This window comes from Arthrobacter sp. HMWF013, assembly GCF_003061105.1.
Lineage (GTDB): Bacteria > Actinomycetota > Actinomycetes > Actinomycetales > Micrococcaceae > Arthrobacter.
Genome location: NZ_QAIQ01000056.1, coordinates 1 through 20,999, shown reverse-complemented (window position 1 = coordinate 20,999; position 20,999 = coordinate 1). Strand labels below are relative to the sequence as shown.

The window sequence follows — 20,999 nt, the reverse complement described above, 5'->3', positions numbered from 1 at the left end:
GGACGAGATCCTCCGGGTCATCAATCCCGGGGACTACCTCATGGTGCAGTTCGGCCACAACGACGCCACCTTCGGCGTGGATGACCGCTACGCCTCCCCGGCCGACTACAAGGAGTACCTCAGGACGTACGTCGATGGTGCCCGGCAACGCGGCGCCACCCCCGTCCTGGTAACCCCCGTGGGACGGCGCGACTACGACGAAGCAACCGGCAAATTCCGCGTCAGCTTCCCCGAATATGTGGCCAAGATGCAGGAACTGGCCACCGAGGAGAACGTGGCACTGGTGGATCTCTCCGCCCTGAGCCGCGCCTACTACGACGCCATCGGCCCGGAGGACACCAAGTCCGTCTTCCTGCACGTCGACGCCGGGGTTTACCCGAACCGGCCCACCGGCACGGTGGACAACACGCACTTCCAGGAATACGGCGCCATCCAGATCGCACGCCTGATCGCAGGCAGTGTCAAGCAGCTCAGCGATCCGCTGGCCGCACATGTCAAGGAGATCACCCCGCCGTCGGCCGTTCCCGCAAAGCCCCAGGGACTGGTGGCCGGGAGCATCTCCAACGCCGGGGCCCTCTTGAAGTGGCAGCCGGTGGAAGGCGCGGACATCTACAAGGTCTACCGCAAACTGGCCTCCGAACCGGACACCGCCTGGAAGCTGGCCACCACTGCGACCGTCCCCACCGCCAACCTCACCGGGCTGGCCGAAGGCACGGCCTACAACGTCCGCGTCGCTGCCCTGAACGGCAAGGGACTCTCCGAGCCAAGCGACACCCTGAACCTGACCACCAAGGAGGCCAAGTACAAGTTCGACTTCGGCCCCGTGGGAGCCCCGGTTGAACCCGGCTACACCGAGGTCAACAGGACCATGGCGTACTCCAAGGAACGTGGATTCGGATTCAAGGACATCAGCGTCCTCAGCGACCGCGACCGCGGCGCCGTCACCACCAACCTGCTGCGCGACTTTGTCCTCAGCGGCACCAGCTTCGAATTCCAGCTCGACGTCCCCAACGGCACCTACGCCCTGAAGACGTACCACAGCGACTGGATCGGCTCCACCCGGACCGACGTGGCCGCCGAAGGCACCCCCTACGGACAGGTGGCCTCGTCCAAGGCCTCCTCCGCCACCAAGATCATCAACCAGGTCCTGGTCTCCGACGGCCAGCTCAACCTGACCATCAGCGGTTCCGGGCAGCGCCTCAACGGCCTCGAGGTCACCCCGCTCCTCGTGGGACCCACCAATCTGCGCACCACGGCCATCGACGCCGGCGCGGAACCGCCGGTGGTGGACCTCGCGTGGGACGCCGTAGGCGATGCCGCCAGCTACAAGTTGTTCCGCAAGGCAGCCCATGAAGCTGACCCGCAGCTGATCGCAGAGGACGTCACCACAGCATCCTTCCGGGACAGCAGCGCCTTCGCCGGCCTGAAGTACCAGTACTTCGTCACCGCGGTGGACCACACCGGCCTCGAGTCGGTCCCCTCCAACACCGTGGACGTGGCCCTCGTGGATCCGAACACCCCAGTGCCGGCTGCCACCGGCAAAGTGGACATCAAGGCCATCGAAAAGACCAGCATCAGCCTCAAATGGCAGCGGGTCACCGGTGCTGCGGCCTACCAGGTCTACCGGTCCACGTCCCCGAACGGACCATTTGAGTACGTCGGCCGGGCCACCGAGGTGAACTACACGGACACCACGGTCCTGACCACCATCAGGTACTACTACCGCGTAACCACCGTGAACAAGGGCGGCGAATCCGCGCCGTCCGCCGTGATCGGGACCGAAAAGGTCACCATAGTGAACCGGCAGATGGAGGCGCTTGACCGCGCCCCCGTTGCGCTGCTGACAGGCGAGGGCGTCCGCGTGGGTTGGCGCATGCTGGGCCTGGACCCGGAGCAGATCGGCTTCCATGTCATCCGCGACGGCGTCCAGCTCACCGTTGACCCGATCCGGAACAGCACCACCTACCTTGATGCCGAGGGAACCGCGGGCTCCCGGTACGTCATCAAGGCTGTGGGCAACGGCGCGGACCAGCTCACCGCCGAGTTCGCCCCCATGGCGCAGGACTACCTGGCGGTCAAGCTGGACAAGCCTGCCGACGACTACACCAAGGACGGGCAGCCCTACAGCTATTCGGCCGGCGACTCGAGTGTTGCCGACGTCGACGGCGATGGCACCTACGAGGTCATCCAGCTGTGGTCACCGTCCAACTCCAAGGACAACTCACAGGCGGGCTACACCGGCACCGTCTACGTGGACGCCTACAAGATGGATGGGACCAGGCTCTGGCGGATCAACATGGGCCCGAACATCCGTGCCGGCGCGCACTACACGCAGCTGCTCGCCTACGACTTCGACAGCGACGGCAAGGCCGAAATCGCGATGAAGACTGCGGACGGCACACGTGACGCAGCAGGCACGGTCGTCGGAAATGCCACCGCGGATTACCGCAACAGCAGCGGCTACGTCCTGACGGGACCGGAGTACCTCTCGGTCTTCCACGGCGCCACGGGCACCATCATGGACACCGTGGCCTACGATCCGCCCCGCGGTGATGTGGCAGCCTGGGGTGACGGCTACGGCAACCGCGTGGACCGCTTCCTGGGGGCTGTGGCCTACCTCGACGGCGAACACCCCTCCATGATGTTCAGCCGCGGCTACTACACCCGCACCGTGCTGGCCACGTACGATCTCGTGGCCGGCAAGATCGTCAAGCGCTGGATCTTCGATTCAGACACCGCAGGCGCCCAGTACCGCGGCCAGGGAAACCACAACCTCTCAGTGGCCGACGTGGACGCTGACGGCAAGGATGAGTTCGTCTTTGGCTCCTTGACCATCGATGACAACGGCAAGCCGCTCTACAACACCGGCCTCGGCCACGGCGATGCGATCCACACCAGTGACCTTGACCCCTCCCGGCCGGGACTCGAAACGTTCGCCGCCCACGAGGACATGGGTTCCAGCGGGAACAAGGGCGCCACGTTCCGTGACTCCCGGACCGGTGAGGTCCTCTGGAGCATTCCGGCCCTCAAGGACACCGGACGGGCAGCAGCCGGCGACATTGACCCCCGGCATGCCGGGGCCGAGGGCTGGGCTATCGGCGGCGACGCCGCGTGGAACTCCCCGGTGGGCGAACTCCGCTCAGCCAAGGGCGGCCTGATCGCCAATAAGATACCGGCGGCCAACTTCCTTGCCTGGTGGGACGGGGACCTGCTCCGCGAGATCGTGGACCACGATTGGGATGCCACCACCAGCAAGGGAACACCGAGCATCTCGAAATGGAACTGGGAAACCGAGTCAAGTGACCGTCTCCTGACGGCCACCGGCGCAAAGTCGAATAACAGCACCAAGGGGACCCCGGCCATCCAGGCCGACCTCCTGGGCGACTGGCGTGAGGAAATCGCGTGGCCGTCGTCGGACAGCACGGAACTGCGGATCTACACCACCACCGCAGGCACTGACGTCCGGCTCCGGACCCTGATGCACGATCCTGTGTACCGCCTCTCGGTGGCACGCGAAAACATCTCCTACAACCAGCCGCCGCATCCCGGCTTCTTTATCGGTGCCGGCATGGAGTTGCCGGCACAGCCGGACATCACCTACACCGGCGCACGCTAACCGCATGGACACGCCGTAACCGTCAGCGAAACAACACGTTGCACCACGAACTGCCCTGTCCGCCCTCCGGCGGGCGGGGCAGTTCCTGTTGCGTCTTTGTGTCCTCCCCGACGCCCGGGTAACCCCGGCGCCTCAGTAAGATCGCAGCATGACTGAGTCCGCCGCCAATTCCGTGACCCTCCGCTTCCTGGCCGCTCCGATGGACGTGGGCCACAGCGGGTCCGTTGACGCCGGAACGGTGCTGGAGTGGGTGGACAAGGCCGCTTATGCTGCCGCCGTCGGCTGGGCAAAGTCCTACTGCGTCACGGCCTACGTCGGCAACATCCACTTCGCAGACCCCGTGAACAGCGGGGACATGGTGGAGGTACAGGCCACCATCGTGTACACGGGCCGCTCCTCCATGCATATCCGCACCGTGGTCTCCTCCAGCGATCCCAAGGGTGGCCCGGCCACGATGCGCAGCCAGTGCATCGTGATCTTCGTAGCGGTCGGCGATGACGGAAAGCCCATCCCCGTGAGGCAGTTTGAGCCGGCAACCGCGGAAGAGATCGAACAGCGCGATCACGCCGTGGCACGGATCAAGGTCCGGGAACGGATCGTCGAAGCTATGAACGCCCAGGAATATACCGACGCCGGGACGGCCGAGCGTGTGACGCTGCGGTTCATGGCCGCCCCCACGGACGTGAATTGGGGAGGGAAGGTCCACGGCGGCATCGTGATGAAGTGGATCGACGAAGCCGCTTACGTCTGCGCTTCCCGCTACTGCGGCCTGGACACGGTAGCAGTCTTCTCCGGCGGTGTCCGCTTCTACCGGCCACTGCTGATCGGCCACGTGGTGGAAGTGGAGGCGCGCCTGGTTTACACCGGAACCAAGGGAATGCACGTGGCTGTCCACGTGCGCTCCGGTGATCCGAAGACCAGGGAGCTGAACCTGACCACGTACTGCCTCACCGTGATGGTGGCGCGCGACGCCGAAGGCACCTCCGTGCCCATCCCCCGCTGGGTGCCGGTCTCGGAGGAGGACAAGCGGCTGCACGCGCATGCGCGCGAGCTGCTCGAAATCCGGGGCACAGCCCCGGGAAACCGGCTCCCCAACCACCTGCTGGCCCAGGGCTAAGCCCGTTCCAACGGCGGTGGGTGGACCTTAGAAGCCGCCGCCTCCGGCGTCGGCCGCCATGTTCGCGAAGCGGGAGTAGTGGCCCTGGAACGCCACCACAATGTCCTTGGTGGGTCCGTTACGGTGCTTGGCGATCAGGATGTCAGCCTCGCCTGCACGCGGTGACTCCTTGTCATAGACGTCTTCACGGTGCAGCAGAATGACCATGTCGGCATCCTGCTCGATGGAACCGGATTCACGGAGGTCCGAGACCATGGGCCGCTTGTCCTGGCGCTGCTCGGAGCCACGGTTCAGCTGCGAGAGGGCAATCACCGGCACCTGGAGCTCCTTGGCCAGGAGTTTGAGCGCGCGGGAGAACTCGGAGACTTCCTGCTGGCGCGACTCCACCTTCTTGCCCGAGCTCATGAGCTGCAGGTAGTCGAGGATCACCAGCTTGAGGTCATGCTGCTGCTTGAGACGGCGGCACTTGGCACGGATTTCCATCAGCGACATGTTGGGGCTGTCGTCAATGAACAGCGGGGCATCGTTCATCCTGCCCATGGTGGTGGCGATCTTGGACCACTGCTCGTCCTTGATGGTGCCCTTGCGAAGGTCCTGCAGGCCGATGGTTGCCTCGGCCGAGAGGAGGCGCATGGCAATCTCGTTCCGGCCCATTTCCAGGGAGAACATGACCGTGGCCAGGTTGTTCTTGATCGCGGCCGACCTGGCGAAGTCCAGGGCAAACGTGGACTTACCGACAGCGGGCCGGGCGGCGATGACAATCATCTGGCCCGGGTGCAGGCCGTGGGTGAGTTCGTCCAGCTCGTAGAAACCGGTGGGCACACCTGTCATGCCTTCGCCGCGGTGTCCGGAGGCTTCGATCTCGTCCACCGTGGCTTCCATGACGTCTTTGAGGACCACATAGTCCTCGGCCGTGCGGCGCTCGGCCACGGCGTAGACCTCAGCCTGGGCCTGGTTGACCAGATCCTCCACCTCGCCATCGGAGCCATAGCCCAGCTGGACGATCTTGGTTCCTGCGTTGACGAGGCGGCGGAGGACAGCCCGTTCGGCAACGATCTCGGCGTAGTAGCCGGCGTTGGCCGCGGTGGGTACGGTCTGGATCAGCTCGTGCAGGTAGGCAGGGCCGCCGATCCTGTTGATCTCGGCACGCTTGGTCAGTTCATCCGAGACGGTGACGGCGTCGGCGGGCTCGCCACGGCCATAGAGGTCAATGATGGCCTCATAGATGGTTTCGTGGGCCGGCCGGTAAAAATCCTGGCCGCGGAGGATTTCCACAACATCGGCGATGGCATCCTTGGAAAGCATCATGCCGCCAAGAACAGACTGCTCAGCGGGGATGTCCTGGGGCGGCTTTCGGCTGGTTTCTGATCCGCGGGTACCCTCGATCGAGTCCAGGTGCGTTACTGACAAAGCTGCCGTCCTCCGTTTATATGCCGCGTGATGCCGCGGCGTTCAAGCCAATTCCTGCCGGATGCCGGCCTGTGGTTCTTTCACAACCTGCCTCCAGCGCGGCTGCTTCAGGTCTATCAGCCGCCACTGACAACGAAGGCCGCGTGGGCCTGGGCAGTCGGTTGTGCGGGCAAAGAGAGTTATCCCCACAATCCACAAAGTTATCCACAGAGGTTGCCGCCGGAGCAGGAATGGGTACCTGCCACCGGGGCACATACCCGTCCGCGGCGGCGCTGATTGCACCTCACGGAACAGGTCTCCCGCTACGGTATCCGGCCCCGCTCCACTGTCCAAGCCCACCTCCCGCCCGGCCTGTGGATAACCTGTGCACTAACTGGCATAGCTTGTGCACAGCCTGTGGGTGAACCTGTGGAAACAAAAATACTTTGCACCCCTGCGAGCCTCTGACCTGCACAAACATTATTCCGGGGTGTGGACGAAATATTATTTTTCGAAACCTTCATCCACAGCTTGCAGCCCGGCCGGCCCGGACCGGGACCGCTTTGGCCTCCTTCGGAGGGCCGATTCATTCACTTCCCGTGATGAACCCCACAGGCTCTGTCTGCTTTGACGGGACGGCGGCAGCCATGTATGCAAAGGCGGGAATGTGCTGTGGATAACGCCCCGTCTGGCATAAGCTCTAAACATGGGCGACATACTGATGGTCCTGCTGCCGGCCATCATCCTGGGGGCAGTTATTTGGGCACTGACAACAGCCCTGAGGCCCCGTGATTCGGGGACTTCGGATGCGGAAAAATATCAACAGGACCTCGCCAGACGCTCGGCAGAGCATTATGCGGAGCAGGTGCGGGTGGCTACGGCCGCACGTGCCCGGCTTGAGGCCAAGACCCGTCCCAGCCAGAACGAACAACAGCAACTGCAGCAGGAAGGCAACGCCCGCGCCGCGCAGCGCGCCCAGTCCGGGACGGCGGCCGGTCACCACGGTCAGTCGGTGGCTCACGGCGGGCAGTTGGACCCACAGCTTGCCTTGCAGCTTCAGACGCTGGCCCGTAACGGGCACAAGATTGAAGCCATCAAGCTTCTCCGTCAAGCAACCCAAACAGACCTGGCAACCGCCAAAGAGTATGTAGATCGGCTTTAGAAATGGAATCGCTCGTGATCCCCGTCATTATCCTCGCGGTCGTCGGCGCCGCAGTGGCCCTGGCAGCCCGCGCGTTCAGCAGGCGGCAGTCATCCGCCAGGGAAGCGGGCTCTGTTCCGCCGCCGGATCCGGTAGAGCTGGCGCGCAGTGCCGCCGCAAAGCTCACCGAAGAACAGCACCGCCGGCTGTACGCCCTGATTGCACAGGGTCAGGCAATGGCGGCCATCAAACTCTATTACGAGTCCACAGGTGAGGGCCTGCGCTCTGCCCGCGACGCCGTGGCGGCGTTGGCCGCCCACCCGCAGCCCTACCGCAGCGTTCCGGCCGAAACGGCCGAGGTGGACACTGACGACGACGCACCGCAGCGGTTCCCGTACCGGTACCGTGCCATTGCCAGCAAGGGTGATGTCACGCGGGAGGTCAGCAGCAACATGCTCAACGACGAAATCTACGGGCGCATCCGCACTCTGGCGCGAAGCGGCGACACAGAGGCCGCCGCGAACGCCCTCACCAGGCACTCGGACATCACCTTGAAGCAGGCGCGCGAGTTCATTGCCCTGCTCGATGACTAGCCGGACGCCTGCTGGGCCCTAGAAGTCGAACAGGTCCCCCAGCCAGCCTTCCTTCTTCTTGGGCCGCCGGCGGTCGTAGTCGCGGTCATAGCCCTGCTTGCCGTAGTTCCGGTCGTCAGAGCGGGGCCGGTCGTAGCGGGGCTGGCCACGCTGGGGCTCAAAGTTCGGATACAAGGGCGGCGGAACCGGCGCCGATGCCTGCGGCGCAGCAGCCGGGCGGGCCGCCGGCTGGGCGCTTCCCCCCATTGCCTCGTTGGCGCGGTCGATGATCTTATCCAGCTCACCCCGGTCGAGCCAGACGCCGCGGCACTGGGGGCAGTAGTCAATCTCCACACCGCTGCGTTCGCTCATGATCAGGTCAATCGAATCCACGGGACATTTCATGACCGGTCAACGATCGGCGGGCCAGGTTAGTTCGGCAGCCGGGATCAGCAGCCGGATCAGCGGCCACCCGATATGCCTGCCAGCAGCTGTTCGAACGGCAGCGACTGCGCCACGGCGGGCCGGGAGCCCGGCTGCCCGCCCGTGAGGAGGTCCGCAAGCTCGGCTGCTGCACGGTCGATGCGGGCCGACAGGGGTGATCCGCCGTCGTCGTTGTTCCCCCAGTCCTGTGGGCCGGCAAAGACGCCGGTAGCAGTCATCCTGGTCCGCAGGTAGCTGAACAGCGGACGCATGGCGTACTCGAGGACCATCTGGTGGCGGTCCGTTCCGCCGGTGGCCCCGAGCAGCACGGCCTTGCCTTCCAGGGACTTTGGATCAAGGACGTCGATGAACGACTTGAAGAGGCCGCTGTAGGACGCGCTGAAGACGGGGCTGACGGCAATGATGCCGTCGGAGGCCTCCACGCCGGTGATGACATCAGCCAGGCGCGGGCTTGCGTAGCCGGTGACAAAGTTGTTTGCGATGTCCACGGCGAAGTCCCTGAGCTCAACAACGTCCACGCTCACGTCATAGCCCGCGGCACTGAGCCGGTGTTCTGTGGCGGCGGCAAGCTGATCGGCAAGAAGCCGGCTTGAAGACGGGACACCAAGGCCGGCGGAAAGGACGGTGATGCGGCGGGTTTCCACTATGGACTCCTGAAAGTTCGGTTGATACCAGGTTACATGTGTTTGCATGTATCGAGGTAACCGGCGGCAGCCTGCGTTTATTCCGCACCACCGGCGGAGCCGCTGCGCGGACGGCCGCACCCCGCCCAACCCGCATCCTTGACAGCCCATCCAGCCTTGGGGAACATCGAGAGATGCCGGTGCCTGGCTGTCCCAGGAGCCGGCCGGCGGTCCCCTCCTCGAAGGGATATCGGATGAAGTCGGCCCTCTCTCGTCTCAGATCCTTCCGGGGTGTGGCCACAACCGCGGCAGCCCTCATGGCGGTCTCCATCGCGGGTTGCACCAGCGGTCCGGAGCCGCCTGACCGGCAGTCCCCTGCGGCTGAAGTACGGATCGCTGCTGTCGGCGACATGAACGGCCCCAAGACCACTGACCCGGACAGCCCGTCCGGCCGGAACGCTGCAGCGATCACCCGACTCGTGCAGGACAACGAAATTGATGCGTTCCTGGGGCTCGGGGACTTCCAGTACGACATTGCGGACTGCGCCGACTACGTAAAGTACTGGACGCCCCTGTGGGGTGGCACGATGCCCAAGTTGTACTGGGTGTCTGCGCCAAACCACGACTGGGAACCAGGGCGGAACGAAGACCTCGACAACTTCATGAACGGCCAGTGCCCGGGGTCCAAGGACAAGGCAGCCATCAACGAACAGCGCGGGTTCATCGGGAACGGAAGGGCCTACTCCAAGGACTTCGGGAACTGGCACTTTGCGTTCCTGTCGTCCGCCCACTGGCGGTATAACCCCAAGCAGGCCGAGTCATTGACGGCATGGCTCGATGAAGACCTCGCCGCAGCCAAGGCGGCCGGTAAGCATCTGGCAGTCGTCTACCACGAACCGTACTTCACATCGAACACGGACGAGCATGAGCGGGCAGCTGACCACAAGCCGTGGATCGACGTGATGTGGAAGCACCGGGTCCGCCTGACCCTGTCGGGGTCCCAACACAACTACGAACGGTCATGTCCGGTGGACAACGCCGACCAGTGCGTCAGTGACGGCATGACAGCCTTCCAGGTCTCCACGGGAGGTATTGGTCTGCGTCCGTTCACCAGCAGTCCGCCGTACATCGAGAAGCGGTTCAGCGACACCCACGGTTTCCTTCGGCTGACACTCAGGGACGACGGGTCTTTTGACTGGAATTTCGTTCCAACGTCGGGCTCAAGCACGGACTCAGGGACGCGCGGCTGACAAAGCCGGGCCGGCTCTGCCAGACTGCCTGCATGGCTGAAAACAAGACACAGGCAACCGGCGCGTCAGTGGAGGAATTCATCGCCGCCGTCGAACACCCTGTCCGGCATCGTGACGGCCTTCGCCTGCTGGAGCTGATGACTGGGATCACCGGAGAGAAAGCGGAGATGTGGGGACCCACAATTGTGGGCTTCGGGCACTACCACTACAAATACGAAACGGGCAGGGAGGGCGATGCCGCCGCAGTGGGGTTCTCTCCCCGGAAAGCGAGCCTTTCGCTCTACGGGCTCACCTATGGCCCCGAGGCGGAGGAACTGCTGCCGAGGCTGGGTAAGTACAAGACCGGCGCGGGCTGCCTGTACATCAACAAGCTCGAGGATGTGGACGAGGCAGTCCTTGCCGAGCTGATCCGGGCGGGCTACCGGCACGTGACCACAGTGATGCACAGCCCCTGACCCACCCGTCCACCACAGCAACGCGGGGTCACTTAATGTCCCTCGGGAGCCGTTTATTGGGTCTTGAGTGACCCCGCGTTGCAGTGGCGTCGGGCTGTCCGCGGGACGCAGGAAGACCCCCGCCGCCGGTGAGGGCGACGGGGGTCTTCCGGCAGTTCAGTGCTGCGTAGCCCTGAGGACTACTTGCCTGCGACTACGTCGAGTTCGATCACAGCAGCAACGTCGTCGTGGAGACGGACGTTGGCCTGGTAGGAACCAACCGACTTGATGTGTGCCGGCAGTTCAACCTTGCGCTTGTCGATGCGGCCAAGGCCAGCGGCCTCAACAGCGTCAGCGACGTCGGCCTGCTTGACGGTGCCGAACAGGCGTCCGGTCTCGCCAGCCTTGACGACGAGCTTGACCGGCTTGGCGGAGAGTGCAGCGGCCTGCTTCTGAGCGTCTTCCAGGGAAGCGTGCTCGCGGGCGGCGCGGGCAGCCTTGATGGACTCAACCTGCTTCTCGCCACCCTTGGACCAGGTCAGGGCGAAGTTGCGGGGCAGCAGGTAGTTACGTGCGTAACCGTCCTTGACCTCGACAACGTCGCCAGCAGCACCGAGACCGGTTACTTCGTGGGTCAGAATGAGCTTTGCCATGTTAGTTTCCCTTCCTTAACCGCGGCCAGCGCCGGAGTAAGGCAGCAGAGCAACTTCGCGGGCGTTCTTGATTGCCTGGGCGATTTTGCGCTGTTCCTGCACCGTGACGCCAGTGACGCGACGGGCGCGGATCTTTCCGCGGTCGGAGATGAACTTGCGCAGCAATGCTACGTCCTTGTAGTCGATGACAGTGATGTCAGCGGCCTTCAAGGGGTTGGACTTTGGTTTGGGCTTACGGAGTTCAGCCTTAGCCATCGTGGAGCTCCTATTCTATGGAGCCCGTGGATGTTGATCCACGGGATGGTGGTGGTCCGACGGCGGCAGTAACCTGGGTGCCTTTGGGCACCTGGGCTGTCCCGGCGTCGGGCCTTGTTTTTTGTTGTTTAGAAGGGAGGTTCGGAATCGGGGCCGTTGCCCCAGCCGCCCGCATTGGAGACGCCGGGCGTTGCCCAGGGATCCTCCTGTGCAGCCTGCTGGTTGCCGCCACCGAAGCCACCGGAGTTGCCGCCCTGGTTTCCACCAGAGTTGCCGCCACCGAAGCCACCGCCGCCGTTGCCGCCGCCGAAGCCACCCTGTCCACCCTGACCGCCGGAGCGCTGGGTGCGGTTAACCTTGGCATTGGCGTAGCGCAGGCTCGGGCCGATTTCATCGACTTCGAGCTCGATTACGGTGCGCTTTTCGCCTTCTTTGGTTTCGTAGGAACGGCTCTTCAGCCGGCCGGAAACAATCACGCGCATGCCCTTGGTGAGGGACTCGGCGACGTTCTCGGCTGCTTCACGCCAGACGGCAGCGCGGAGGAACAGGGTTTCCCCGTCCTTCCACTCATTGGACTGGCGGTCAAAGGTGCGTGGGGTGGAAGCGATGGTGAAGTTCGCTACTGCCGAACCTGACGGTGTGAACCGCAATTCCGGGTCATTGGTGAGATTACCGATGACCGTAATAGTGGTTTCGCCTGCCATCTACTGCCTCCTTGTTCGATCCTGGATGAAGAATTCGATCCTGCGGGTAAAGAATGAAGATTGAAGCTGAAATTACTCAGCAACAACTTTCTGCTCTTCGGGGCGGGTGATCTTGGTGCGCATGATGGTCTCGTTAAGAGACAACTGGCGGTCAAGTTCCTTGGCGGTATCCGGCTTGGCGGTGAAGTTCACCACGGCGTAGATACCTTCAGACTTCTTCTTGATTTCGTAGGCCAGCCGACGACGGCCCCAGATGTCAACCTTTTCGATGGTTCCACCATCGTTGGTGATGACATTCAGGAACTTCTGAAGCGACGGCTCAACGGTACGCTCTTCGACCTCGGGGTCGATGATTACCATCAATTCGTAAGGACGCATATGTGAACCCACCTCCTTTGGGCTAAGCGGTTACGGCATTTCCGTAACAGGAGGTTCATTTGCGATGCCATGCAAAGCCCCGCCAACGGAACGGAGGCAGGGCGCAGCACAGACTTCAATATCTTAGTGCATTTGGACCGGATAGGCGATTCGCGCTTGACTCAAGGCTATCGAAGGACCCCGAACGCCGGAAGCCGGCGGCGGCGTATGTGGAAAACGGCGCCCGCGGCCGGTCCATGGCGTTCCGGGCCGAAGCTAGAGTACAGGGCATGGAAGCCGCCCAGCACAATGCCCGCCCGCTCAAGGTGAGGCGCAGCCGGCTCAGGTTTGTGGCCATGATGGCGGCCGGACTCAGCGCGGCGGCCGCAGCCGGCGCCGCCGGCCTGTGGGTACAGGCGCCGGCCGCGGGGTGGGCTACCGCATCCTTTGTCTACGTCGCCTGGGTCTGGCTGGTGGTCGGCCGCATGGATCCAGCGGAGACCAAGGCCCATGCCGTCGCCGAAGACCCCTCCCGGCCCACCACCGACCTGCTCATACTGGCGGCGAACATTGCGTCCCTGGCCGCAGTCGCCGTCGTCGTGGTCTATTCCCACAGGCGCGATGACGCCACACAGGTGGGCGGGGCGGCGTTGGTCCTGGCCAGCGTGGCACTGTCTTGGATGCTCGTGCAGACGCTTTTTACGCTGCGATACGCCGCCCACTATTACGGCGGGGAGAAGGACGGCGGCGTCAGCTTTAACCAGGACGAGCCCCCGCAATACACCGACTTCGCCTACCTGGCCACCAGCATCGGAATGACGTACCAGGTATCGGACACCAACCTTGAGAATCCGCGGATCCGGCGCGAGGCGCTTAAACACAGCCTGCTCTCGTACCTTTTTGGCACTGTCATCCTTGCGGCGACAATCAACCTGGTGCTGGGACTCGCGGTGTAATGCGTAATTGATACCTGCAAATGCACAAAAACCCCCACATAAAAGTCGAGTACACGTGACCTCGAATTTCTCTGGTGCAACACCCTGATCGAAGCTATATTTGCATCCATCGGCTGGGTACCGTGCTGGACGCAAATTAAGCATCCAGGAGTTTTGATCCGCAACCTGTGAGAGTGCGGATCCCTCATAAAGCAGTGCCGGATATAAAAGGAATCGGTCTCCTTCATAGAAGATGGGGGCCGCATGTCGTTAATTGGCAGAAGCATGGAGTTGCAGCGGATCCTCTCGGTGATCCGGGGACCCCGGGAATCTGCGCTGACAATCGTCGGGCGGCGGGGCGTGGGCAAATCCGCCCTCCTGTCCGAGATCCCGCGCCTCTCTGAATACCGGACGGTCTTCCTCCGGGCCAGCGCCTCCGAGTCCGACTGGCCGCTGTCAGGCCTTACCGCGCTCCTCAACGGGATAGACGATCCCGTGCTCAACCGGTTCGCCGAGAACCTGTTAAGGGATTCCACTGGCACCATGGACGTCCCCACCGTTTCAACCATGCTGCTCAACGGGTTGCACCAGCGCTCATCGTCACGGACCGTGATCGTGATAGACGACGCCGACCAGTTGGATCCCAGCAGCCAGGCAGTGATCGGATTCCTTGCCCGCCGCCTGGCCGGCACCGAGATCGCACTTTTCACCAGCGTCCGGGAAGACTCACCGGACAGTCCGTTCAACAGCCTGCCGGCACTTCACCTGAGGGTGCTCAGCTACAACGACACCGTTCGTATGCTGGAAGCGATCCCCGCCCGGCAAACGGCGACGGCGGCCGTGCACGCCGTAGCCGCAGCCACCCAAGGCAACCCGTTGGCCGCCGTCGAACTTTATACGTGCTTGCTGGAGCGCCAGGCGGAAGGGAAGTATGCGCTCCCCATCCCGCTGCCCTGCAAGGGAAGTTTTGAGGCGGAGTTCGCCGCAACGGTGGGCGGCCTGACCCCGGCGGCGCGCCACTTACTTGACCTCATGTCGTTATCCTGCCGGAGTGACATCGCCGCCTTGGAAAAAGTTGATGGCGACGTCTGGGCAGGCGTGGACGAGCTCCTGGCCAACGGCATGGTCAGCAGGTCCGGTCCGTACCTGCGGATCCAGGACCCGTTGCTCCGTGGTTATGCGTTCGGCACCATGACACCGGCCATCCGGACAGCCAACCACCGCGCGCTGGCCGATGCCGCCGGGGAAACGGACCCGTACGCACACCGGTGGCACCAGAGTTTCACCGCACTGGAACGCCAGACACCCTTTGGCCTGCTTCGGTTCGCCGTTGACCTGATCCGGGGCGGAGAGGTGTCATTCGCCGTGGAATTCATCGAGCGCGCACTGACCATCAATCCGTGGGAAGCAGAGACAGCGGCACGGCTCACAGCAGTGGCGGAACTGCTGTTCAACAGGGGTGAGTTCGTCTACGCCAGGCGCTACCTGGACTGGGCACAGCGCGTGACACGCAACCCTCCGCTTATTCTTCGCCTCACAGGGCTCGCCTTCGAAATCCAATTCATGCAAGGCGCTGCCGTTCGGTCCAGCATGGTGCTCCGCCTTGTCAAGGAGTTCGGGCAGCACGATCCGGCTTACTCCGCCTCGCTGTTGGCCGTCGGTTCGCTCTATTACGCCGAGCGGTGGGAACTGGAGGATGCGAAAGCGCTGCTCCAACACGCCGAAAAGTTTGGGGACGCCGCCTCCGAGAACTCCCTGGCGGTGGCAGACCAGGCCAAAATTCTGATCGAAGCGATCAGTGGCAACACGGATGACGTCAGCCGTCAGCACGAGGCTGCCGGCAAGACTGTCGCCACGCTCCTGGTGCAGGGGAGGGCCCTGAGCTACGCGGGACACCATGACCTTGCCCAGGAAGCCTTCGCCAGAGTCCGGAACTCGGCGGAAGCGAGCAACGTCAATTGGCGGGAAACCGCAGACTGCCTCGCTGTTGATAACGAGATCCGGGCGGGCCATGTCCGCAAGGCCATCCGGCTCATTGAAGACCTGGAACTCAACGAACCGGAAGCGAAATACCACCGGGGGATGCGGCACATCTTCCGGGTATGGCGGGCCCATTCCCTGGGCGATGAGGCCATGGCACGGCTCTACGTTGCAGAGGCGCAGCATTTCTTCGGGGCGGACGGCCATCCGGCCATCACCGCCCAGTTGGCGGCCTGCCAGGGGCACTTCGCACTCATGCGCGGCAATCTGGCGGAGTCCCTCGCGCAGCTCTCCCGCGCCGCCGAGATCGGAGCGGGATACGGAAACCCGACGCTGCTCCGCTGTGAGGCGGATCTGGTGGAAGTCCTGGTCCGCCTGGGCCGCCACCACGAAGCGACCCAGGCGCTCCGCCGGCTGGCGGGCCGCGCCGTGGGACAGCGGTCTCCCTGGCTGGTGACGGCCGTGGCCCGCAGCCGGGCCATGCTTGCCGACGGCGAACAGTCGCTTCACCTGTTCAAGTACGCCCTCGAGTCCCCGGCCTCCCAGGATTCGGTCCTGGAGCGCGCCAGGACCCTGCTGTGCTACGGGGAGCGGTTGAGCGCATTTGGCCGGCAACGCGAGGCCAAGGACGGCCTGATGCGCGCGAAGGTCATGTTTGACGAAGCCGGTGCGGACGCTTGGGCCCAGCACGTCGGGTCGCTGCTGCTCGACGAACGGATGGAACCGGCAGGAGCCCCCGGCAACCCCGCAATCCTCCTGCTTTCAGACCATGAGCGCGTGTTGGCCCGCATGGTGGCGCGCGGGATGCGGAACAAGGAAATCGCGGCAACCCTCTACGTGTCTGTGAGGACCGTAGAGGTGCGCCTCACCACGATTTACCGGAAGCTCGGCGTTGAATCACGCGCACAGCTGACAGCCCTCGCGACGGGCAAGGAGGCCGCCCGGGCCAGTGAACAATATGTCCTTCCCTTCCTCTAGGCCAACGGCCGGGATACAGGATCTGCAGGTTCCCGCAGTTCCCGCATGGTTCCGTGCCCGGGCCCGCACAACAGGCTGCTTCCCGCGCCGGAAGGGAACGCAGCCAACTAAATTGGCAGTACGGAATGCAAAGTCCCTGGGGGCCAGGACGGGAAGGACCCGGACAATGAGTACGGTCGCCAGAGAAGCCGGTGCCAGGTGACTGCGGAAACCGTGCTGGCCCGCATCAAAGTCATGGAACCGTGGCTCGGCGACGATGAGACCCGCGCCGTGGCCGAGGTCCTGGCCTCGGGAGTGCTCACCCAGGGGCCGAAGGTGAAGGAGTTTGAGGCGAACTTCAGCGCCGTGCAGGAGGTGCGCCACGCCGTCGCAACGTCCAGCGGCACGTCCGCGCTGCACCTGGCATTGGTCGTGGCCGGCATCGGTCCCGGCGATGACGTGGTGGTTCCGTCACTGGCCTTCATCGCCACCGTCAATGCCGTGACATACGTCGGGGCGCGGCCGGTATTCTGCGACGTTGATCCGCTCACGGGCACCGTGACTGCGGCCGCTGTCCGGGCGGCACTGACCCTGGACACGCGGGCCGTGATCGTGGTGGACCAGGCCGGCGTTCCGGTTGACCTGGACCCTGTTGTCGAGCTGTGCGAGCGGCACGAAATCATCCTGATCGAAGACGCCGGATGCGCTGTTGGCTCTGCGTACCGGGGCAGGCCTGTGGGCACCGGGGCGGACATTGCCGTGTGGTCATTCCACCCGGATAACGTCCTCACCACCGGCGAAGGAGGCATGCTGACAACCCACCGGGCGGACTGGGCGGCACGGGCCCGGAGCCTCCGTGGCCATTCGCTGAACGTGCCGCCGGTGGACCGCCACCGCTCCCCCGTGGCCGCGCCGGAGGTTTACGTCGAGGTCGGCTTCGACTACCAGATGACGGAACTGCAGGCTGCGCTCGGCGTTGTGCAACTGGGCAGGCTGGGCGAGATCGTGGCCCGCCGCCGCGAGATCGCGGCCCGTTATGAGGCGGGCCTTTCCGTCCTCGCCGGGCTCCGGTTGGTCACCGATCCGCCCTACGGGGAAACCAACTTCCAGTCCTTCTGGCTCGAAGTCCTCCCGGGCTTTGCCACCGACCGGGAAGGGCTCCTGGGCCGCCTGGCCGATGCCGGGATTTCAGCGTGCCGCGGCCCGATGGCGGCACACCGACAGCCCGCCTACCGGTGGCGCGATACTGGAAACGCAGGGCTCCAGGCCACCGAACGCCTGACCGACCGGACCCTGGTTCTTCCGATCTTCCACAACCTGGAGAACGTGGGCCTGAACCGCGTCATGAACAGCATTCGTGCGGCAGCCGGGATCCGCCCGTGAGAGGTCCGATACTGAGCGCTGCCGGCGTTACCCCGGAAGGTTGCCTCCCGGGGCCTCCGCGGTGCCCGTTATGCCACCGCCAGGCACAGCGGGCGGGCGTACGGAATGTCTTTGGGAGCGGCCGCAGAGGCGTCCCCGCCAGGCGATGCCCTTATCATCTGAGTATGCGTGAACACTTGCTCGTCCTGGGGGTGGCGGCTATCTTCCTGGCCGGCTGCTCGGCACCGTCCGCTCAACCGACAGTCGAGTGGGCAGAGCCGGCCACCACTTCAGCTTCAGCCACGCCCACCCCAACGCCCACGCCCACGCCCAAGGTGAAGCCGACGCTCACGCCCACGCCGAAGCCGACGCCGACAACGCTGTCGACCGGCTCGGCCGCCACGGATTTGAACTGGGGTACGCCGATCGCCGGCGACGAGTTCGATTACATCGGGGCCCCGGACCCCGCGAAGTGGTCCGTGTACAACAGTGCCGGGCATGCGGGAAATGGCATCCGCAGTCCGCAGCAGGTCACCGTAGACGGTTCCAAAATGGTCATCAATGGGACAGCGGATGGCACGACCGCTGGAATCAGCGCAAAGTTCGGCAGGCAAAAGTACGGCCGGTGGGAGGTCCGGGCGGCGGGCTCGGGTGACAATGAGTACCATCTGGTGGCGCTCCTGTGGCCGGACAGCAGGAACTGGCCGTGTGAAGGCGAAGTTGACTACGCTGAGACCGCTGGTGACTGGAACGTCATGAAGTTCTACCATCACTATTCATGTGCGAACAAGCAGACGTCGACGGCCATTGCCCTGGACGTCAGTCAGTTCCACAACTACGCGGTTGACTGGTCTCCCCAGGGGATTGTCGGCTACGTGGATGGGGTGAAGTGGTTTGAGGACACCGACCCCGGGCACCAGCCTCCTGCATCGATGCACCAGACGCTGCAACTGGACTGGTTCCCGGACGACTCCCCTAACGGCCCTGGTGAAATGCGGGTGGACTGGGTGCGCGTCTATGCGCCCGCCGGTACTACTCCCTGACTCCCGCAGCGGCTCCAGGCCGCGGCCTCCCATGGGTCATGAAGGAGACCCGGCAGTCTCCCTGGCTTGACCGGTGCCTCAGCCACCATCCGGACGCCAGTACCGTAGACCGCCGCTGGTGCCGCCATCATGGGCGACGTCGACCACGACGTACGGGAATGCCTGACGGTCCGACTGGTCAGGTCCGCCACCGCGGACGTCTGAAGACCACGTGCCGGTGTTGGCGTACCGGGTGGAGGACGCCTCCAGCGCCGACTCAAGGGCCCGGTGGGTGTGGCCCGAGATATACCAGGCCACCCCGGAACCGTGTGCCTCCAGGATCCGCGCGGAGCGGCCCGCTGCAGCAGGAGCCTTCTCGCCGGCACTTCTGCGCCCGGCCGCCGCGAGCACCATACGGGTGGCGGCGCGCGGGAGCGCCTGGACCGTGCGGAACCGGGACAGGCGCGCCAGCGCCCTAACGGCTGCCTCGTCGAGCGTGAGCCCTGCTGACGCGGTCTGCAACATCCCGTCGTACGCGGACTCCCGGACGCGGCGTTCGGCCCTTTCAGACTCCAGGCAGGCCCGTGCAACGGCCCGGGCACGGCTCACGCGCGACGACGACGGCTGGGCGTGCCAGGCAGCGAGCGGTGGCAGGGCGAGGCCATCTGTGCCGTTGACGCCCGTGCGGAGCAGTTCAGGGATGCGGTGCAGCGCGTGGTGTTGGTGCCCATGCTCCGCCACCAGCACCTGGGGAACGTGGAGCAACCACGGATGTACCTGGATCCGGGTGGGCTCACCGGGTGACAGAAGCTCGGACAGGCGGGCCGCAACCGCGGGCCGGGCCAGTTCCACGTCGTGGTTTCCGCACACAAAGTGCAGCTGCACGCCACCCGCGGCACACGCCGCCAGCGCCTCGAACGTGGCGGGGTGGCTTGCAAGGATGGACTCGAGCCGGGCCAGGCTCCCGCCCTCGTCGAAACCGGCGAGCTCGAACGTGTCACCGACGAAGGCCACGCGCTGCTGCGGACCGGATGCTGCGAGCACTTCGCGGTGCAGGAACTCCGGCAGTACCCTGCCGGGGAGCCGGGGGTCCTCATCCAAATCGCCCAGGTGGAGGTCGCTAAGGAGCCACCACCGTGCCGCGCGGCTCACGCGATCAGTCCCAGGACGCGTGGAACGAAGAGGATCAGGTAGAGCGCCCACATGACGGCCACAGCCCTGCCGCTCACCGTTCGGCCGAGGACCTTCGGGCGCGTGGTCTGCCCGGAGTCTGCGCCGGCGCGCCGGACCTCGAGCGCGACGAGGGTGACCAGCAGCGCGGCAGCCGCAAGCAATCCCGCAACGTCGATCATGACGTGGCCTCCTGCCGTGCGCGTGCCACGCACGCGAGGACGGTGATGACTGCCATCGTGACGACGCATGCCTGCCATGACCACACAGACAGGTAGAACATCGCGGTGGCCACCGCGGTGAGCGAGGCTAGCCCCAGAGCCACGACGAGCAGTGCGGTCAACGCGCCGTCGGTCACGGGCGTGAGCCGCGCCAGTGCCTGGCCCGGGAGCAGGATGAGGACTGCGATGGCAGCGATGGCCTGCAGCAGTGTTGGCAGCCCGATGAGCGTCACCAGTGTGAGAGCGACCGCCGCGAGAGCGAGGGCGATGGTAAGCCGGCTGATACCAATGCCGCTCATGGCGTCACCCGGTACACGCGGGCGTCAGCGGTGCTGAACGCGAGCTGCACCCCGTCCTGCGCGCTGAACCATTCCTCCAAATCGGCGAATCCGCGGATGCTGCTCTTTCCCTGGAGTACGAGACTCGCCTCCGATGCCCTCGTCAGCAGCAGGAACGCGCCTGCGGAGTTGTTCCGTGCGTAGGTGTAGATGAGCGGGCCGCACGTCTCCGTCGTCAGACTGGACGGGCACAGGTCGTCTATCGTCCGGTACCGGTGTTCGAGGTAGGTCTCGTCGCGCCAGGGCGTCGGGTGGGCCGCCGAAATGATCGTGGCGCCGGGTGGCGCGAGGCTCTGGACGGTGGTGACGGCGGCCATCTCGGCATCGCTGAATACGTCATACTCGGCGTTACCGTAGCGGCCGGTTACACTCATCACGGTCAGCAGCAAGCAGGTGAGCGCCAGACGCTTCGCCGCCCGGACGGACGGGCGGCGAAGCGTCTGGCGCTCACCTGCTTGC

20 protein-coding genes and 1 pseudogene are annotated in these 20,999 nt (G+C 64.6%); 10 read left to right on the top strand and 11 right to left on the bottom strand.

The features are described from left to right. Both DBR22_RS25145 and DBR22_RS02715 read left to right on the top strand, forming a co-directional pair. Positions 1 to 3,616: rhamnogalacturonan lyase family protein (locus DBR22_RS25145; protein ID WP_108597669.1), on the top strand; the 3,616-nt coding region annotated here is incomplete at its 5' end. A 148-nt stretch (positions 3,617 to 3,764) separates the two neighbouring features. Then, positions 3,765 to 4,733 carry an acyl-CoA thioesterase gene (locus DBR22_RS02715; RefSeq protein WP_108597668.1) on the top strand — a complete coding sequence of 323 codons (969 nt, stop codon included), beginning with the start codon at positions 3,765 to 3,767 and terminating at the stop codon, positions 4,731 to 4,733. 27 nt (positions 4,734 to 4,760) lie between these two features. Here the strand turns inward: DBR22_RS02715 and dnaB are convergent, their stop codons facing one another. Further along, complete coding sequence (gene dnaB, locus DBR22_RS02710; RefSeq protein WP_108597667.1) at positions 4,761 to 6,143, bottom strand: replicative DNA helicase; 1,383 nt, start codon at positions 6,141 to 6,143, stop codon at positions 4,761 to 4,763. A gap of 685 nt (positions 6,144 to 6,828) precedes the next feature. Between dnaB and DBR22_RS02705 the strand changes: the two genes are divergently transcribed. After that, positions 6,829 to 7,284 (top strand): hypothetical protein, encoded by a 456-nt coding sequence (locus DBR22_RS02705; protein WP_108597666.1) that lies wholly within the window; start codon positions 6,829 to 6,831, stop codon positions 7,282 to 7,284. Between the two features lie 2 nt (positions 7,285 to 7,286). Then, positions 7,287 to 7,856 carry a hypothetical protein gene (locus tag DBR22_RS02700; RefSeq protein ID WP_108597665.1) on the top strand — a complete coding sequence of 190 codons (570 nt, stop codon included), beginning with the start codon at positions 7,287 to 7,289 and terminating at the stop codon, positions 7,854 to 7,856. An 18-nt stretch (positions 7,857 to 7,874) separates the two neighbouring features. On the opposite strand, the gene DBR22_RS02695 is transcribed toward DBR22_RS02700, so the two are convergent. Together DBR22_RS02695 and DBR22_RS02690 are read right to left on the bottom strand one after the other, a co-directional pair. After that, positions 7,875 to 8,228, bottom strand: a complete 354-nt coding sequence (locus DBR22_RS02695; protein WP_258229020.1) for a TFIIB-type zinc ribbon-containing protein — start codon at positions 8,226 to 8,228, stop codon at positions 7,875 to 7,877. 68 nt (positions 8,229 to 8,296) lie between these two features. Next, positions 8,297 to 8,923, bottom strand: a complete 627-nt coding sequence (locus DBR22_RS02690) for an FMN reductase (RefSeq protein WP_108597663.1) — start codon at positions 8,921 to 8,923, stop codon at positions 8,297 to 8,299. Between the two features lie 272 nt (positions 8,924 to 9,195). Here DBR22_RS02690 and DBR22_RS02685 point away from each other — a divergent pair, with 272 nt between their 5' ends. Beyond that, a complete protein-coding gene (locus tag DBR22_RS02685) occupies positions 9,196 to 10,152 on the top strand; it encodes a hypothetical protein (protein ID WP_258229019.1) in 957 nt (318 codons plus the stop codon). A 32-nt stretch (positions 10,153 to 10,184) separates the two neighbouring features. Next, the gene (locus DBR22_RS02680) at positions 10,185 to 10,607 is read left to right on the top strand and encodes a DUF1801 domain-containing protein (RefSeq protein ID WP_108597661.1); all 423 of its coding nucleotides are present in this window, start codon (positions 10,185 to 10,187) and stop codon (positions 10,605 to 10,607) included. Positions 10,608 to 10,786: 179 nt separating this feature from the next. Here DBR22_RS02680 and rplI read toward each other — a convergent pair whose 3' ends face one another. From rplI to rpsF, 4 genes are all read right to left on the bottom strand, one after another. Continuing rightward, positions 10,787 to 11,239, bottom strand: a complete 453-nt coding sequence (rplI, locus tag DBR22_RS02675; protein WP_108597660.1) for a 50S ribosomal protein L9 — start codon at positions 11,237 to 11,239, stop codon at positions 10,787 to 10,789. Positions 11,240 to 11,254: 15 nt separating this feature from the next. Further along, positions 11,255 to 11,494 (bottom strand): 30S ribosomal protein S18, encoded by a 240-nt coding sequence (gene rpsR, locus DBR22_RS02670; RefSeq protein ID WP_003800144.1) that lies wholly within the window; start codon positions 11,492 to 11,494, stop codon positions 11,255 to 11,257. A gap of 128 nt (positions 11,495 to 11,622) precedes the next feature. Continuing rightward, the gene (locus DBR22_RS02665; RefSeq protein WP_108597659.1) at positions 11,623 to 12,198 is read right to left on the bottom strand and encodes a single-stranded DNA-binding protein; all 576 of its coding nucleotides are present in this window, start codon (positions 12,196 to 12,198) and stop codon (positions 11,623 to 11,625) included. Positions 12,199 to 12,270: 72 nt separating this feature from the next. Beyond that, positions 12,271 to 12,576, bottom strand: a complete 306-nt coding sequence (gene rpsF / locus DBR22_RS02660; protein WP_011693941.1) for a 30S ribosomal protein S6 — start codon at positions 12,574 to 12,576, stop codon at positions 12,271 to 12,273. 269 nt (positions 12,577 to 12,845) lie between these two features. On the opposite strand from rpsF, the gene DBR22_RS02655 reads away from it, so the two are divergent. The 4 genes from DBR22_RS02655 to DBR22_RS02640 all read left to right on the top strand — a co-directional run bounded on the left by DBR22_RS02655 (position 12,846) and on the right by DBR22_RS02640 (position 18,832). Continuing rightward, a complete protein-coding gene (locus DBR22_RS02655; protein WP_258229018.1) occupies positions 12,846 to 13,511 on the top strand; it encodes a DUF1345 domain-containing protein in 666 nt (221 codons plus the stop codon). A gap of 243 nt (positions 13,512 to 13,754) precedes the next feature. Then, the gene (locus DBR22_RS02650; protein WP_108597658.1) at positions 13,755 to 16,448 is read left to right on the top strand and encodes an AAA family ATPase; all 2,694 of its coding nucleotides are present in this window, start codon (positions 13,755 to 13,757) and stop codon (positions 16,446 to 16,448) included. Between the two features lie 198 nt (positions 16,449 to 16,646). Beyond that, positions 16,647 to 17,810: a DegT/DnrJ/EryC1/StrS family aminotransferase gene (locus DBR22_RS02645; protein ID WP_258229017.1), complete on the top strand. Its 1,164-nt coding sequence runs from the start codon at positions 16,647 to 16,649 to the stop codon at positions 17,808 to 17,810. Between the two features lie 164 nt (positions 17,811 to 17,974). After that, positions 17,975 to 18,832, top strand: a complete 858-nt coding sequence (locus DBR22_RS02640; RefSeq protein WP_108597657.1) for a glycoside hydrolase family 16 protein — start codon at positions 17,975 to 17,977, stop codon at positions 18,830 to 18,832. Between the two features lie 78 nt (positions 18,833 to 18,910). On the opposite strand, the gene DBR22_RS02635 is transcribed toward DBR22_RS02640, so the two are convergent. From DBR22_RS02635 to DBR22_RS02620, 4 genes and pseudogenes are all read right to left on the bottom strand, one after another. Further along, positions 18,911 to 19,963: a hypothetical protein gene (locus tag DBR22_RS02635; protein ID WP_108597656.1), complete on the bottom strand. Its 1,053-nt coding sequence runs from the start codon at positions 19,961 to 19,963 to the stop codon at positions 18,911 to 18,913. Further along, positions 19,960 to 20,163, bottom strand: a complete 204-nt coding sequence (locus tag DBR22_RS02630; RefSeq protein ID WP_108597655.1) for a hypothetical protein — start codon at positions 20,161 to 20,163, stop codon at positions 19,960 to 19,962. Before DBR22_RS02630 ends, DBR22_RS02635 begins: the two co-directional genes overlap by 4 nt. After that, positions 20,160 to 20,501 (bottom strand): hypothetical protein, encoded by a 342-nt coding sequence (locus tag DBR22_RS02625; protein WP_108597654.1) that lies wholly within the window; start codon positions 20,499 to 20,501, stop codon positions 20,160 to 20,162. Before DBR22_RS02625 ends, DBR22_RS02630 begins: the two co-directional genes overlap by 4 nt. Beyond that, a pseudogene (locus tag DBR22_RS02620) lies at positions 20,498 to 20,999 on the bottom strand (glycosyltransferase); the annotation flags it as partial. The gene DBR22_RS02625 and the pseudogene DBR22_RS02620, both read right to left, overlap by 4 nt.

Coding starts and splice junctions, on each gene's coding strand:
- DBR22_RS02625 (WP_108597654.1), bottom strand. CDS start 20,501: ATGAGCGGCATTGGTATCAGCCGGCTTACCATCGCCCTCGCTCTCGCG.
- rpsR (WP_003800144.1), bottom strand. CDS start 11,494: ATGGCTAAGGCTGAACTCCGTAAGCCCAAACCAAAGTCCAACCCCTTG.
- DBR22_RS02665 (WP_108597659.1), bottom strand. CDS start 12,198: ATGGCAGGCGAAACCACTATTACGGTCATCGGTAATCTCACCAATGAC.
- DBR22_RS02715 (WP_108597668.1), top strand. CDS start 3,765: ATGACTGAGTCCGCCGCCAATTCCGTGACCCTCCGCTTCCTGGCCGCT.
- rpsF (WP_011693941.1), bottom strand. CDS start 12,576: ATGCGTCCTTACGAATTGATGGTAATCATCGACCCCGAGGTCGAAGAG.
- DBR22_RS02630 (WP_108597655.1), bottom strand. CDS start 20,163: ATGATCGACGTTGCGGGATTGCTTGCGGCTGCCGCGCTGCTGGTCACC.
- DBR22_RS02680 (WP_108597661.1), top strand. CDS start 10,185: ATGGCTGAAAACAAGACACAGGCAACCGGCGCGTCAGTGGAGGAATTC.
- DBR22_RS02655 (WP_258229018.1), top strand. CDS start 12,846: ATGGAAGCCGCCCAGCACAATGCCCGCCCGCTCAAGGTGAGGCGCAGC.
- DBR22_RS02640 (WP_108597657.1), top strand. CDS start 17,975: ATGCGTGAACACTTGCTCGTCCTGGGGGTGGCGGCTATCTTCCTGGCC.
- DBR22_RS02650 (WP_108597658.1), top strand. CDS start 13,755: ATGTCGTTAATTGGCAGAAGCATGGAGTTGCAGCGGATCCTCTCGGTG.
- DBR22_RS02705 (WP_108597666.1), top strand. CDS start 6,829: ATGGGCGACATACTGATGGTCCTGCTGCCGGCCATCATCCTGGGGGCA.
- DBR22_RS02700 (WP_108597665.1), top strand. CDS start 7,287: ATGGAATCGCTCGTGATCCCCGTCATTATCCTCGCGGTCGTCGGCGCC.
- rplI (WP_108597660.1), bottom strand. CDS start 11,239: ATGGCAAAGCTCATTCTGACCCACGAAGTAACCGGTCTCGGTGCTGCT.